The organism is Bacillus sp. 16GRE42 (assembly GCF_019837435.1).
Lineage (GTDB): Bacteria > Bacillota > Bacilli > Bacillales > Bacillaceae_G > Bacillus_A > Bacillus_A wiedmannii.
Genome location: NZ_JADAXF010000001.1, coordinates 239169 through 252670, shown reverse-complemented (window position 1 = coordinate 252670; position 13502 = coordinate 239169). Strand labels below are relative to the sequence as shown.

Below are 13502 nucleotides of genomic sequence, written 5' to 3'. Positions count from 1 at the left end.
TTTTGAATGTAAAGGAAGATTTTTATGTCAATTATTGATAAATTGAAACTTAATAAGTATACAAACATGGTCGTGATTAATGAACCAAGTGATTATGACATTTTTGCAGGGAAAGAAACCGTATTTTCCAAAGATCATGATGCCATTTTTATTTTTGTAGAAACACTTGATGAAATGGTGAAACAAACGAATTTTATTATTAGTAATGAAGAATTATTAATTGAAAAAGGCTATATATTCTTCGCGTATCCGAAAAAAGGTAATTGTCGATATAGTACGTTTATTCACCGTGATGAAATGTTTCCAGCATTAAACGTTGGCGAAGATGGGTATGTAGAGCAAAGCGCTATTAAATTTGCTCGTATGGTAAGTATGGACGATGTCTTTACTGTTGTAGGTTTAAAGCGTGAAAAGAAAAAAGAGAAGAAAACGCCTGCTATGAGTCAATGTGTTGCCGATTATGCAGATCGTATTCAAGATGTTGAAGCATTATTGGCTAATCATCCGAATGAACTTAAGTTTTATCAAAGTTTAACACCTGGATATCAAAAAGACTGGGCACGTAATTTATTTTCTGTAAAACAAGAAAAAACACGCGATAAACGTCTTGAGAAAATGATTGAAATCCTATCACAAGGCTATAAAACAATTGAATTATTCCGTAAGAAGAAAAAATAATGGTTAGGAAAGTCACAATGATGCAACAATTAATTATGCTTAGCACATTGAAAAAAGGATTACTTTCAGTATACTAAAGTATGTTCTTATATTTAAATAATTAGCAAAAGAGAAAAGGTGTTTGAAATGAAATCGTATATTGTAGTTGGAGCTGGTATTTTAGGAGCGTCTACTGCTTATCATCTCGCTAAAGCAGGTGCGAATGTTACTATCGTGGATCGTCAACAACTAGGTCAAGCAACTGATGCAGCGGCTGGTATTGTATGTCCATGGCTTTCACAGCGTCGTAATAAAGCATGGTATAAAATTGCTAAAGGCGGTGCACGTTACTATTCTTCTTTAATTCAGCAATTAGAAGCAGACGGTGAAACGGATACAGGATACAAACGTGTAGGTGCAATTAGTTTACATACTGATGAGAAAAAGTTAGATAAAATGGAAGAGCGCGCTTATAAACGACGTGAAGATGCACCAGAGATTGGTGAAATCACTCGCTTATCAGCTGAAGAAACAAAAAAATTATTCCCAGCATTATCAGAAGAATATAGTTCTGTTCATATTAGTGGCGCTGCACGAGTAAATGGAAGATCATTACGTAACGCATTAATAAGTGCTGCAAAAAAACATGGTGCAACTTTTATAAAAGGAGATGCAGTATTAGTCCGTGAAGGTAATCATATTACTGGAGTTAAAGTACATGATGAAACAATGGTAGCAGAAAAGGTGATTGTAACCGCAGGCGCATGGGCGAATGAAATATTGAATCCATTAGGTATCAATTTCTTAGTTACATTCCAAAAAGGACAAATTGTTCACCTGCAAACGGAAAATACAGCAACAGAAAATATGCCAGTTGTTATGCCGCCAAACGATCAATACATTTTAACGTTTGACAATGGTCATGTCGTAATTGGTGCTACCCATGAAAACGAAACGGGCTTCGATCATCGTGTAACGGCAGGTGGTTTACATGAAGTATTCCATAAAGCATTAGCAGTTGCACCTAGTTTAGAAGATAGTACTATGCTTGAAACGAGAGTTGGGTTTAGACCATTTACACCAGGATTCTTACCTGTTATTGGGCCACTACCTAACTTCGAAGGTATTCTCGTTGCGAACGGATTAGGCGCTTCAGGTTTAACTGCCGGCCCATATTTAGGATCAGAATTAGCTAAACTAGCACTTGGCCAAACAATAGAATTAGATTTAAACGATTATGACGTTGCGGGCGCAATTGAATAATAAAAAAGATTAGGATTCGCTCCTAATCTTTTTTATTTGGGGTAGCACGACATACCCATCAAGCTAATATTTTTAATTACTCCCATAAAAATATGCATCGTTGACTACAGATAAGATGGTTATGTTAATTGAAAACAATTGATTTAAATGGCGAAATTTATATAAAAAAGATAAAAAGGAAGAGTGTTTGAAATATTTAGTTGACAAAGTGGGCGAGATATGATGAGTATAATTGGGGTACAGCCGAGATACGTGTGAAAATAGGTCATAGACTTTTATTTATTTCCATGTATAAAATCAGCTTTTTCTTAATTATTAGGGGTCACCATACATCGCAATCAAGTTAAGGAGACGAATTTCCATCAAAATGAAAAAACGTTTGCAATAAGACTTATGATGAAATTAAGTTCTTGATATATCCCGTCAAGGATATATTATGAAACAGTGCTTAAATAAAGGAGTTGTATAAAATGAATGAAAAAAAAGATACAGAAATAAAACGCTCTTCAAAAGCAGAAAACATTATATCTCAGATCAATAGTAAAACTAAGCTAGGCGACTTACGAAAAATCGCGAAGGACATTAAAAAAGATCACGTAATAGCTATGGAACTTTGGTCAACCGAAGAGTTTTTGCCCAGGCTATTAGCAATCTTAATTATGGACAAAAAACTTCTTTCACAAGATGTGCTAAATAAGCTTGATAAGGATATGCAGACTCACACTTTTGATGAGCGAAATAACTTAATGGATTGGTTAATGGCTAATCAGCTCACCAAAGACAAGAAGAAAATTGCATTGATGGAGTCATGGGAAAGTAGTCCTTCTGCTCTTCAAAGGCGAGCTTTTTGGTATTATCAAGGGCGATTGAGATGGACTGGACAAACACCGCCTGATAACACCGCAGACTTGCTATCTGCATTAGAAGCTAATATTACGCAGGAAGAACCGGAAGTTCAATGGGCTATGAACTTCACCGCAGGCTGGATAGGCGTTTATGATGAAAAGAATCGTGCACGTTGTATTAAACTTGGTGAGAAAACAGGTCTTTACAAAGATGTAATAGTAGCAAAAGGATGTACTCCCAGCTATTTGCCGGAGTTCATTACGATTGAAGTTAACAAACGACGAAATGATTATAATCATTAAGAAAGGGACGATCACAATGACGAAAGTATCTTATAGTGGTTTAAAATATGGAAAAAGTGATGTGGAAATAAAATTATTGGTGGATATACAAAATGATTGGTTTGAGGTAACACATACCAAGGAAGTGTCTCAAGTAATGAATAAATCAACAGGTAAATATATTATAGTAAATCGAAATACCTTGAAATGTGAGTTTGTTTCATAATACAAAGAAACTGTGAAACAACTAAATTTTATACAACTGACTATATCAGTCTCTATATATCTGATCAGATAACAATAATCTATATGAAAATAGATAAATTAAAAGAATATAAATGAAACCCTTGATTTATCTACGTTGAGTAGAAAATCAAGGGTTTTTGGTTTGAAAAATGTCTTAGAATATAGTTTTCACAAAATAGTGGTAAGGTGATTTTTATGCATAAACAATGTCCGCTAATGCTTATTGCGTGATTTGGTTCCATTGCTACACAAACCCCTACATTTTTATTGCTTTTATCTTTCGTTGCGATAAATTAACTACTTTCAGAAATTCTAATTGGGGTTCCGCCACATGCCTATTAACCTAAGAATTCGGAAATACCCCCAATGCAGCAAGGTTTTTGAAGTTGTTTAATTCTTGTTGCACTAACGGCTTTGTTAGCTAATACTTTAATTCTTTTAATAACCTTTTGTTTAATTCCCATAATGCTGTTTTGTTACTATCCCATTTCAACAGCATTACTGCTTCCTCAAAGCATAACCATTTATAATTGAAGTGTTCTTTGGATAATGCAATGTTTTTTGTAGGAACTTTAACTCCAAAAGTAAATTCTTTTATTACATAAACATCTTCTCCCCAAAGAAATCCTCCAACTACATCCTCTACTGGTAGTGAAGAAACAGAATCTAATTTTATATAGGGATATTCTCTTAAAATACCAGCCTCTTCAAAAGATTCTCGTTTTGCTGATTCAATAGGAGTCTCACCATCTTCTCCACCACCAGCTATTCCTTGCCAATAACCGTAATCACTTCGGTTAAAAATAGCGTATTGAATAGAATCATCAGTTATTATATAAGGAAATATTAATACTTGATATGGCGCTCTCATTGCATAACCTCTTCCCGAAAATAAGCTTTAAATAAACATGAATAATTTTTAATTATTATATGGAGTGGGTGTTCTTTTGAATAAAAATACAACTGATAAAATAAAGATTACGACCTTCAAACTCCCCCAATATGGATAAACAGCATGATCTGTTAAACTAGCATATTGAAAAATATTTTCTATACCGAAAATGCCTATTATGACTGCTAAGAGAAATGCAGCTGATCCATATGTTCTATTATGATAGAGGGTAAAAAAGTATATTGCACATATAAGTGGTACGATGATTTGTAGTAAGATTGCCATGGATTGTCCCCCTGATTTATATTTTATAGTTATATCATATCAAAAAATGTAATAAAAAGGAATGTAAGTTAATTGATGCTAATCAGAAAACAGACTTGTACAAACAGGGATATCACGCTTTCACGTCTATAGTTTTGATACTAATTGAACTACTCTAATCATATTCTTCTATTAAAAAGAATAAAAAGGGGTGTACAGTTAATTGACAAAAGTCAAAGTTGGTTTACGGCCCATCGTTCATAACATAAATTTACCAACTGTAATAAAAACAACTATACTTCCAGGTGATTCGACCGAAAGACTATTTATCGCAACCCAATTAGGAGAGGTTTTTTACATAGGAGACGGAGATATAAAGACATTTTTAAATATTCGTCACCGAATTATTAAACTAGGCACATTTGAAGAAGGTGTTTCTAGTAGCGGTTATGATGAACGCGGCTTGCTCGGACTAGCGTTCCATCCACAATTTAATGATAACGGCTTATTTTATCTTCATTATTCAGTAGCCGGGACCCAAGGACCTGGTGCACTTTCAGAACAATTTAAACCGAATCCGTGTGACCCAAAAACTCTAAACTTAAAGTGGACAAATAGAGATACTCAATATGATCATATTGATACAGTTGAAGAATGGATATTACAATCAAACGGTCAACCTCAAAAGCGACGAACTTTACTTAATATAAAAAGGCCATTTTTTAATCATAACGGCGTAAATAGCTTAAACTTTTCACCTGAGACTGGAAAACTTGTTTTTACTAATGGAGATGGTGGTTCTGGCTATGATCCGTTTAGATTAAGCCAGGATGATTTAGAAATAGCAGGTAAAATAATTGAAATCGATGTAAGTAAAAATACGTCCATAAATAATCCTCCAGTAGTTACACGTTTTAATGAACTTCCTCTATCTATTCGAGAAACTCTTACATTAATTGCAAAAGGCGTACGTAATATAACAGGTATTTCATTTCAAAGGTTTTATAATCAATATATCAAATATGCCGGAAACGTCGGGCAAGATATAGTAGAGTCTATTTTTTCATTTGTTCAATACAAACCAATACCAGTTACCGAACTTGTTCAAACCAATTTAATGAGAGATACTCCTGATCAATATGGATTTATTAATTTCGGTTGGAGAGGATGGGAAGGAGAATTACCTACTTCTTTTATAAGGCACTGTTCTGAGAATCCTACTTTAGAAGAGAGAACAATGGCTTATTATAATGAAACAATAGAAACAACCGCGAAGCGTATCCAGCCTCTAATCAGTTATTTTCATAAAGATTCCAGACCAGATAAATTTGGAGGAACTTCACTTACAGGAGTCCAGCCATATATGGGAACTGCAATACCTAGTTTAACGGGTAGTATCGTGTTTACTGATCTTGCTAAGAAAGCAGAATCTCAGTCTCCAGTAAAGGGTGCGTTAGCTTATTCTAGAGCTGGTACGCATGGTAAAAATACTGACTTTCATGTTATTGAAACCCATTATGATTTCGGTGAGCAGGCAGCTTATTATATGAGTTTAGGAACAAATTTAGATCAGACTAGATTATATTTAGGAGTTTACGGTTCTATGAAAGTAACAGACTTTAACAAAGGTACTATTTTTGAAATCGTTCCTTAATATGATACATACTCTCAGAATCATTCATTATATAATCGTCCATTGCATAATTAGATATCTTTAGGGGGATTTTGATGAATCACTTTAGCAACTATTGGTATCAACTGATGATCGCGCATGATGCGAATTTTGTTCATAAAAGAAAGGTGACGCCAGCAAAGAGGTTAGTCATTACAGCGTTACTTGGTTCACTTGCTGCTATTTTTCAATCTGCCGGGAACTTAATCCCTGGTATCGGCTTATTTATTAGTCCTTTTGCGACGTTGCCTATATTTTTCGCTATTTGTTATTCTACTCGCACGGGAATACTTTCTTACATTCTTACTATTCTCCTATTATTTATTATTGAGCCAAGCGAACTAATTGTCTTTCCTTTTACTACAGGTTTATTAGGTATAGCGTTAGGAGTATCCTTTATACAATTCAAGAGAAGGATTTGGATTGTTTCCTTTTCTGCGTTATGTCTTGTTATTGGAATTATGATTGTTCTTAATGTGTTTCGATTTCCTGTATTAGGTCCTACTGTTCATACAACTTTTGATATGAAAATTATTCTATCAATATGTATTCTGAGCTTTCTATACTGTTGGATCTATGCAGGCATTTGTAGAATAATGTTGAATAGAGTATATAAAGTATGGTCTTAACAATTTCTTATATATTTTTAAAGATTGGAGATTCACGTGGTGTATAACGTTAAAATTAGAAGACCAAATTCGGATGATGTAGATGAACTGAATATGTTTTTTCGTCTTGTTATTACTGATACATTTAAATATGAAGGGTTATCACAGTTATTAGATGACATAGAAAATGAAATTAACACGAAAAAACAGTATTTGAAAAATGATTTGAAGAGTAATGGAGAAAGTCGTTACTTTTTATTAGCAATTGATACAAGTAACGATAAAATCATTGGAACAATTGAAATCGGTCCAGCAAGTACATTGATTCATAGTTGTACAGGTGGTGTGTTTAAAGATTTATATGAAATAGGAACTGTATTTGTACGACATGAATATCAACGAAAGGGCATAGGTAATTTATTACTAAATGCTATGTATATTACGTTACTTAGCAGAGGAATAACTGAATACTGTTTAGATAGTGGATACAAAAAAGCACAAAGTATATGGACGAAGAAGTTTGGAGAACCTAGTTATGTACTGAAGGATTATTGGGGAGAATCAAGTGATCATATGATTTGGAAGAAGAGTTTACATGATACACCTTTAATATTTGAATTATAAAATGAAATATGCCTCTGAACGTAGCTTTTCTTACATATGTATGCTATTATTTATCTTTATAATAAAAGAGGACGTGAATGAACTTGATTAAAATTAATATTCCTGAAGCTGATGTTTCAATTACTGAACGTAAACAAGTTATTAAAGGAGACGAACCAATAATCACTCCAATTAATGGTTTTATCGATTTCCACTTGTTCCCTAGAGATAAAGGCGGCATTTTTATGTTTTACAATATTAATGACGAACTTCTTTTCGTAGGTAAAGCTCGTAAAATTAGACAACGTATTAAGAAGCATTTTGAAGACAATGTTTCACCAATTAAAAATCACCGTGATGAAGTATACCGCATCGATGCATGTATCGTAGAAGATCCAACAGAAAGAGAAATTTACGAAACATATATCATTAATGAATACAAAGCAAAATATAACGTTGATAAAGTGTTCTATAAATAAGTAACAAAAAAACAATCCTAGCGCATATACTGGGATTGTTTTTTTATTTAAATTTATTCCTCATATTTTTCTCCTTTTTTTAAATGATTAGCAACAATAAAACAGCATACACCTATACATATAAGTACAATTCCAATTGATTTATGTTTTCCCTCAAAGAATGGAATATCAGAAATAACATTTGTCATACATAACCCTATAAACACAAGGATAGGTCCTGCCCACAGTAATACATTACTGAATTTCGTATGTTGCCACATAGTAACCCTCCTCACTCTTTTTTACATATATATCCATAAAATGAAAATAAATTCATAGAGAAATATAGTTTTTTTCATATCGAAAATTTAACCTTCATATATTGGTACAAGCAAACGAGAAAGGGGACCATCATGAATTGGTTAGAAGCTTTTATATTAGGGATCATACAAGGTTTAACAGAGTTTTTACCGATAAGTAGTACAGGTCATCTTTATTTAGGAAGGCATTTGTTTCAATTAGATGAAGCAGGATTGTTTTTAGATACGATGCTGCATATTGGGACTTTACTTGCAGTGTTTATTTATTACAAAAAAGAATTTATATATTTAATTAAAAATCCATTTTCAAAACTAATGTTACTACTTATTGTTGGGACGATACCCGCAGTTGTAATCGGATTGTTATTTAAAGACTTCTTTGAGGATATTTCAAAAACAGGTATTACGATTGGTTGGGAGTTTTTAGTGACAGGGTTCTTTCTCTACATGGCAGATAGACAAAAAAATGGTCGTAAAAAAATGGATGACATTACATATAAAGATGCACTAATTATCGGTTCCTTTCAAGCTGCTGCTATTTTCCCAGCGATTTCTCGTTCTGGTATGACAATCGTCGCTGCATTATGGAGGCAGTTAGACCGCGAAACAGCTGCTTACTTTTCTTTTTTATTATCAACGCCAGCCATTGTCGGAGCCATTATTTTGCAATTAGCAGATGTTTATCAAGGGAAAGCAGAATCTATTTCTAGTACATCTTTAATTGTCGGAACGTTATCAGCGGCGTTTTTCGGTTACATAGCCGTTTCATGGATGATTCAATATTTAAAACGTCACTCATTAAAAGTATTCGCGTATTACGTATGGGGGTTAGGCATTATAATTTTAACGTTGCAATATACTCATGTGTTTTAATTTAGTAACAGATCCTGTTTCATTCATACAAGGCAGGGTCTTTTTTCATTAAGGGGGCAAATATGTTTAATAAGGCTATCGTTATCGGAGGAAGTATAGCAGGAAAACTCGCAGCAAAAGCATTATCATCTACTTTTAAAGAAGTAATCATTATAGAAGCTGGTGAAAGCTGGGATGGAAAGTCTTCAAGAAAAAGAGTTCCACAAAGTAATCATCCTCATGTGTTATTGAAAGGTGGAGAAAAAGCGATTGAGGAATTGTTTCCTACTATCACTAATGAATTAATTGAAGCGGGTAGTATCATAAATAACTTTACTCGTGACTTAAAATGGCATCAATTTGGTTTATGGAAACAACCATTCACAGGAGAAGTACATATGATTCAACAAAGTAGGCATTTGCTTGAATGGCATATTCAAAAACGAATACATCAAATTTCAAATATTACTATTAAATTTGGAACATTAGTTGAAGGGTTATTAGTAGATAGGAAGCTTAACAAAGTATGTGCAGTAAAAACTAAATGTTTAGAGACTGGCACACAAGAAAACATTCAAGCAGATATTGTTGTTGATGCGAGTGGATTCGGTTCAAAAAGTATAGCTTGGTTACGTGAATACAATATTGAAGTGCAAGAAGAGAAAGTGCGTATTGATTTATTTTACGCAACTAGAATGTTTAAACTTAAAGAAAATGAGAAATTAGACTGCTGTAATATGCTAATGTCTCCAAGCTTCCCTGACAATCCGTATGGCGTACTTATTCAAACGATTGAGGATAATCGTTATTTTGTTACTTTCAGCGGATATGCAAATGAGAAAGCACCACAAACAGATGATGGATTTTATGATTTTGCTGAAAACTTATCAATTTCTAATGTGACAGATTTTCTAAATAAAGCTGAGGAAATTTCAAATATCAAAACGTACAAAATTCCATATCAAGTACGTAGGCGATTTGATTTAGTGAATCATCTACCCGAAAGATTGTTAGTAGTTGGGGATGCACATTGTCGTTTCGATCCTGTTTTTGGGCAAGGTGTTTCAGTTGCAGCTATAGAAGCTCACCAATTGCAGTTACTTTTACAAAGGAAACAAAAGCTTGATAAAGCATTTACAAAGCAGTTTTATAAAGAGACTGCTCATATCATACAAACCCCTTGGGAAATGACTACAACGGAAATATCACGTCATCCTCAGCTAAAAAGAGAATTAACGATAAAGCAAAAATTTCAGCTATGGTATACGAAACAAATATATCAACTATCTGCAACTGACTCTGACGTTTATATTCGATTAGTAAGAGTGATGAATTTAATTCGTAGTCCATTGCATCTATTTCATCCGAAAGTACTACTTGCTGTGTTACTGAAGCGTAAAAATAGCAGGAAAATAATCGATTAAAAAAGAATATATAACAGTTAGTATATATAGAAGGAGTAAGCGAGATGAAAATATACATAGAACAATTAAAGAAACACGATGCGAAGGATTTATTTACGTTTGAACTTACGAATAAATCTTTTTTTGAAACAATGGTACCAAATCGTGGCTCGCAATATTTTGATTTTGAATATTTTCAAAAGCTATTAGACGATTTATTAATAGAACAAGCGGATGGAGATTCTTATTTTTATTTAATTCGTAATGAAGAAAAAGAAATTGTAGGACGAATAAATTTAGTAGATATAGATATGGAATTCCGGAGCAGTTCGTTAGGTTATCGAGTCGGAGAAAAGTTTACTAAAAAAGGAGTTGCAACAGCAGCTGTAAAATTAGTTTTAGACGTAGCGAAAAATAATGAAATTAATGAGATTCATGCTAAAACAACTATTAATAATCTCGCATCACAAATTGTACTAGAAAAAAGCGGATTTTCTTCTTATCATAACGAAGCAAATACAACATCTGTAGAATTAAACGGGGAACATGTGAAGTTTGTACATTATATATGGAGAAATACTTCACGCTTATAATAAGGGGGGACTTATACATGAATGATTTACGTTATCCAATTGGGCAATTTACATACAAACGTCCTATAACTGAAGAAATGATTGATACATGGATTCAAGAAATTGAAGATTTACCTAATGAACTAGCAAAAGCAATTAAAGATTTAGATCAGAAGCAGTTAGACACACCGTATCGAGTTGGTGGATGGACAGTTCGTCAAGTAGTCCATCACGTTGTTGATAGCCATATGAATAGCTACATACGCTTTAAATTAGCACTAACAGAAAAGAATCCAACTATTAAACCATATAAAGAAGAGAAGTGGGCCGAACTACCTGATTCTAAATTACCAGTAGACGTTTCACTAGTAATGTTAGATTCGTTACATAAAAGATGGGTTAACCTATTATATTCTCTAGAACTACAACATCTAGAAAAGACATTTAATCATCCGGAAACTGGTGAAACAAAACTTGCTGCTGCAATTGGACTCTATGCATGGCACGGACGTCATCATACAGCGCATATAACTTCATTAAGAAAGCGACTAAATTGGTAACATGGAGATTACATTAGAGAAAGCGACAGAAAATGATGCAGCAGTTTTATTTCAAATGCAAATAGACTCATTTAGTCCTTTATTAAATAAATATAAAGACTATGAAACAAATCCAGCAAATGAATCTATTGAAAAAACTATTTTAAGAATAAATAATCCCAGCAGTAATTTTTATAAGATAATAATAGATTCGAAACTTGTTGGAGCGATTTGTATATCCCAAAAAGAAATACCTTATAAATTTTGGATCAGTCCAATGTTTATTCATCCAAACTATCAAGGGAAAAGAATCGCTCAGAAGGTACTTATTTTAATTGAAGAGATGTTTCCAGAAACACGGAGCTTTGAACTTGCTACGATTTTAGAAGAAGAAAGAAATTGTTTTCTATACGAAAAGATGGGGTATAAAAGAACGGAAGAAATAAAGAAATTAAATGATAAAACTACACTTATTTATTACATAAAAAGGTAAAGCATTTAAAATAAGCTTTACCTTTTTATGTAATTCGAGATTAAATATACAAAACTAATGCATATTATTCCAAAATACTCGGGTTAGTAATTTGAAAAATGAATAAACATACTAAAAGGCGTTATTTCGTCGTATATGTTACTAACGCTTTTTGAATGCTTAAAACACTATCGTCACCTTTAAATTCTTTCGTAATTGGCGTACTTAAACTAGATACCCAAATTTTAAGCTCAGCATCTAAATCAAAATGTCCGGCTGTTTCAATGCTGAATTGTGTAATGCTTTTATAAGGAATAGAATGATACTCTGTTTTTTTACCTGATATTCCTTGTTTATCTACTAAAATAAGACGACGATTTGTAAATACGATTAAATCACGAATTAATTTATAAGCATGCTCAACTTTCTCATCGTCTAGCATAATCTTTTCTAAATCACGTTCAACGCTTTCTGTACTCGCACTTGATGCATTTCCTAAAATACCACTAAATAAACCCATATAAAATTCCTCCTTTATAATATGTGGAATGAGTTTCTTATATTGTACCATGCGAATGGCTAATAGATTATGACATTGCTTCAATAGTTTTTTGTTATTATTGCAACCAATTTATATAACCTCATCCTAAAATCTTGTGCTAACATATAATTAAGAAAACAGAAGTAGAGGGATATAGCATGAAAAATATCGGTTTAGTATTAGAAGGCGGCGGAATGAAAGGATTATATACTGCAGGAGTACTCGAATATTTTATGGAAAGGGACTTATTCTTTCCGTATGTAGTCGGTGTATCCGCCGGAGCGTGTATGGGAGCAACATATTTGTCACGTCAAAAAGGAAGAAATAAAAAAGTGAATACAGAGCTAGTAGCAGATCACAGGTATATATCTTATCGAAACTTAATTCAAAAACGTGAATTATTTGGAATGGATTTTTTATTTGATGAAGTACCAAACAAAATTGTACCGTTTGATTTTCAAACATTCCTAAATTCAAATGAACAGTTTGTAATCGGAACGACTGATTGTGAATCAGGACAGGCAGTTTATTATAATAAAACAGAACATAGAAATGATATTTTAAAAATTATTCGTGCATCAAGCTCTGTGCCGTTTATAGCACCTGTTGTAGAATATGATAATCGAAAATTGTTAGATGGAGGGATTATAGATCCTATTCCAGTTTTTAAAGCGCAAAATGATGGTTATTTAAAAAACGTTGTTATAATGACAAAGCCAGAAGGATACGAGAAGCAGCGTAATAAATTTTCTGGACTAGCTAAAATTTTATATAGAAGATATCCAAAAATCGCAGAGCATTTAGTAGAACATTATCGTTTTTATAATGAAACTGTATCTTATATGAATCACAACGAACAAAAAGATAATTTTTATGTAATTCAGCCAAGCGCACAGCTTCCTATAAGCGGAATAGAAAGAAATAAAGAGAAACTTGTTAACCTATATAATCTCGGCTATACAGATGCTCAATATCATTATGAAAAATTATTAAATTGGATTGAGAAATAAAGG

Annotated in this window: 17 protein-coding genes and 1 pseudogene; 14 read left to right on the top strand and 4 right to left on the bottom strand. The window is 33.0% G+C overall.

Translation table 11 applies throughout. The features are described from left to right. Positions 1 to 24: 24 nt before the first annotated feature. From ILS93_RS01380 to ILS93_RS01365, 4 genes are all read left to right on the top strand, one after another. The gene (locus ILS93_RS01380; RefSeq protein ID WP_064475425.1) at positions 25 to 678 is read left to right on the top strand and encodes a YdeI/OmpD-associated family protein; all 654 of its coding nucleotides are present in this window, start codon (positions 25 to 27) and stop codon (positions 676 to 678) included. Between the two features lie 126 nt (positions 679 to 804). After that, entirely contained in the window at positions 805 to 1920 is a 1116-nt protein-coding gene (locus tag ILS93_RS01375; protein WP_064475424.1) for an NAD(P)/FAD-dependent oxidoreductase, read from the top strand. Positions 1921 to 2390: 470 nt separating this feature from the next. After that, entirely contained in the window at positions 2391 to 3068 is a 678-nt protein-coding gene (locus tag ILS93_RS01370; RefSeq protein ID WP_222659753.1) for a DNA alkylation repair protein, read from the top strand. Between the two features lie 16 nt (positions 3069 to 3084). Continuing rightward, positions 3085 to 3273, top strand: coding sequence for a hypothetical protein (locus tag ILS93_RS01365; protein ID WP_048560902.1), 189 nt, complete (start codon positions 3085 to 3087; stop codon positions 3271 to 3273). A 441-nt stretch (positions 3274 to 3714) separates the two neighbouring features. Here ILS93_RS01365 and ILS93_RS01360 read toward each other — a convergent pair whose 3' ends face one another. Both ILS93_RS01360 and ILS93_RS01355 read right to left on the bottom strand, forming a co-directional pair. Next, entirely contained in the window at positions 3715 to 4164 is a 450-nt protein-coding gene (locus ILS93_RS01360; RefSeq protein ID WP_064475422.1) for an NUDIX hydrolase, read from the bottom strand. Between the two features lie 48 nt (positions 4165 to 4212). Then, complete coding sequence (locus ILS93_RS01355) at positions 4213 to 4470, bottom strand: hypothetical protein (RefSeq protein ID WP_064475421.1); 258 nt, start codon at positions 4468 to 4470, stop codon at positions 4213 to 4215. A 202-nt stretch (positions 4471 to 4672) separates the two neighbouring features. Here ILS93_RS01355 and ILS93_RS01350 point away from each other — a divergent pair, with 202 nt between their 5' ends. The 4 genes from ILS93_RS01350 to ILS93_RS01335 all read left to right on the top strand — a co-directional run bounded on the left by ILS93_RS01350 (position 4673) and on the right by ILS93_RS01335 (position 7811). Beyond that, a complete protein-coding gene (locus tag ILS93_RS01350; protein WP_222659751.1) occupies positions 4673 to 6103 on the top strand; it encodes a PQQ-dependent sugar dehydrogenase in 1431 nt (476 codons plus the stop codon). A 74-nt stretch (positions 6104 to 6177) separates the two neighbouring features. Then, on the top strand, positions 6178 to 6750 hold the full coding sequence (locus ILS93_RS01345) for a hypothetical protein (protein WP_064475419.1): 573 nt from the start codon (positions 6178 to 6180) through the stop codon (positions 6748 to 6750). A 39-nt stretch (positions 6751 to 6789) separates the two neighbouring features. Further along, positions 6790 to 7353, top strand: coding sequence for a GNAT family N-acetyltransferase (locus ILS93_RS01340; protein ID WP_222659749.1), 564 nt, complete (start codon positions 6790 to 6792; stop codon positions 7351 to 7353). A gap of 77 nt (positions 7354 to 7430) precedes the next feature. Continuing rightward, complete coding sequence (locus ILS93_RS01335) at positions 7431 to 7811, top strand: nucleotide excision repair endonuclease (protein ID WP_001048941.1); 381 nt, start codon at positions 7431 to 7433, stop codon at positions 7809 to 7811. A gap of 53 nt (positions 7812 to 7864) precedes the next feature. Here ILS93_RS01335 and ILS93_RS01330 read toward each other — a convergent pair whose 3' ends face one another. Further along, positions 7865 to 8071 (bottom strand): hypothetical protein, encoded by a 207-nt coding sequence (locus tag ILS93_RS01330; protein ID WP_222659747.1) that lies wholly within the window; start codon positions 8069 to 8071, stop codon positions 7865 to 7867. A 132-nt stretch (positions 8072 to 8203) separates the two neighbouring features. Here ILS93_RS01330 and ILS93_RS01325 point away from each other — a divergent pair, with 132 nt between their 5' ends. The 5 genes and pseudogenes from ILS93_RS01325 to ILS93_RS01305 form a co-directional block, all read left to right on the top strand. Further along, positions 8204 to 8983 carry an undecaprenyl-diphosphate phosphatase gene (locus ILS93_RS01325; protein WP_088046686.1) on the top strand — a complete coding sequence of 260 codons (780 nt, stop codon included), beginning with the start codon at positions 8204 to 8206 and terminating at the stop codon, positions 8981 to 8983. A gap of 62 nt (positions 8984 to 9045) precedes the next feature. Then, a complete protein-coding gene (locus ILS93_RS01320; protein WP_222659745.1) occupies positions 9046 to 10386 on the top strand; it encodes an FAD-dependent oxidoreductase in 1341 nt (446 codons plus the stop codon). Positions 10387 to 10430: 44 nt separating this feature from the next. Next, positions 10431 to 10958 carry a GNAT family N-acetyltransferase gene (locus ILS93_RS01315; RefSeq protein WP_222659743.1) on the top strand — a complete coding sequence of 176 codons (528 nt, stop codon included), beginning with the start codon at positions 10431 to 10433 and terminating at the stop codon, positions 10956 to 10958. A gap of 17 nt (positions 10959 to 10975) precedes the next feature. Continuing rightward, positions 10976 to 11497 carry a YfiT family bacillithiol transferase gene (locus tag ILS93_RS01310; RefSeq protein WP_064475413.1) on the top strand — a complete coding sequence of 174 codons (522 nt, stop codon included), beginning with the start codon at positions 10976 to 10978 and terminating at the stop codon, positions 11495 to 11497. A gap of 1 nt (position 11498) precedes the next feature. Then, positions 11499 to 11969, top strand: a pseudogene (locus ILS93_RS01305) (GNAT family N-acetyltransferase); the annotation flags it as partial. 121 nt (positions 11970 to 12090) lie between these two features. Here ILS93_RS01305 and ILS93_RS01300 read toward each other — a convergent pair. After that, positions 12091 to 12468 carry a PH domain-containing protein gene (locus tag ILS93_RS01300; RefSeq protein WP_002032364.1) on the bottom strand — a complete coding sequence of 126 codons (378 nt, stop codon included), beginning with the start codon at positions 12466 to 12468 and terminating at the stop codon, positions 12091 to 12093. 179 nt (positions 12469 to 12647) lie between these two features. Here ILS93_RS01300 and ILS93_RS01295 point away from each other — a divergent pair, with 179 nt between their 5' ends. After that, entirely contained in the window at positions 12648 to 13499 is an 852-nt protein-coding gene (locus ILS93_RS01295) for a patatin-like phospholipase family protein (protein WP_222659738.1), read from the top strand. The last annotated feature ends 3 nt before the right edge of the window (positions 13500 to 13502 follow it).

What these genes read in the sequence shown, in the direction of transcription:
- ILS93_RS01330 (WP_222659747.1), bottom strand. Translation starts at nt 8,071, where the DNA reads ATGTGGCAACATACGAAATTCAGTAATGTATTACTGTGGGCAGGACCT.
- ILS93_RS01370 (WP_222659753.1), top strand. Translation starts at nt 2,391, where the DNA reads ATGAATGAAAAAAAAGATACAGAAATAAAACGCTCTTCAAAAGCAGAA.
- ILS93_RS01360 (WP_064475422.1), bottom strand. Translation starts at nt 4,164, where the DNA reads ATGAGAGCGCCATATCAAGTATTAATATTTCCTTATATAATAACTGAT.
- ILS93_RS01345 (WP_064475419.1), top strand. Translation starts at nt 6,178, where the DNA reads ATGAATCACTTTAGCAACTATTGGTATCAACTGATGATCGCGCATGAT.
- ILS93_RS01335 (WP_001048941.1), top strand. Translation starts at nt 7,431, where the DNA reads ATGAACTTGATTAAAATTAATATTCCTGAAGCTGATGTTTCAATTACT.
- ILS93_RS01355 (WP_064475421.1), bottom strand. Translation starts at nt 4,470, where the DNA reads ATGGCAATCTTACTACAAATCATCGTACCACTTATATGTGCAATATAC.
- ILS93_RS01310 (WP_064475413.1), top strand. Translation starts at nt 10,976, where the DNA reads ATGAATGATTTACGTTATCCAATTGGGCAATTTACATACAAACGTCCT.
- ILS93_RS01380 (WP_064475425.1), top strand. Translation starts at nt 25, where the DNA reads ATGTCAATTATTGATAAATTGAAACTTAATAAGTATACAAACATGGTC.
- ILS93_RS01295 (WP_222659738.1), top strand. Translation starts at nt 12,648, where the DNA reads ATGAAAAATATCGGTTTAGTATTAGAAGGCGGCGGAATGAAAGGATTA.
- ILS93_RS01320 (WP_222659745.1), top strand. Translation starts at nt 9,046, where the DNA reads ATGTTTAATAAGGCTATCGTTATCGGAGGAAGTATAGCAGGAAAACTC.
- ILS93_RS01325 (WP_088046686.1), top strand. Translation starts at nt 8,204, where the DNA reads ATGAATTGGTTAGAAGCTTTTATATTAGGGATCATACAAGGTTTAACA.
- ILS93_RS01375 (WP_064475424.1), top strand. Translation starts at nt 805, where the DNA reads ATGAAATCGTATATTGTAGTTGGAGCTGGTATTTTAGGAGCGTCTACT.
- ILS93_RS01365 (WP_048560902.1), top strand. Translation starts at nt 3,085, where the DNA reads ATGACGAAAGTATCTTATAGTGGTTTAAAATATGGAAAAAGTGATGTG.
- ILS93_RS01315 (WP_222659743.1), top strand. Translation starts at nt 10,431, where the DNA reads ATGAAAATATACATAGAACAATTAAAGAAACACGATGCGAAGGATTTA.
- ILS93_RS01300 (WP_002032364.1), bottom strand. Translation starts at nt 12,468, where the DNA reads ATGGGTTTATTTAGTGGTATTTTAGGAAATGCATCAAGTGCGAGTACA.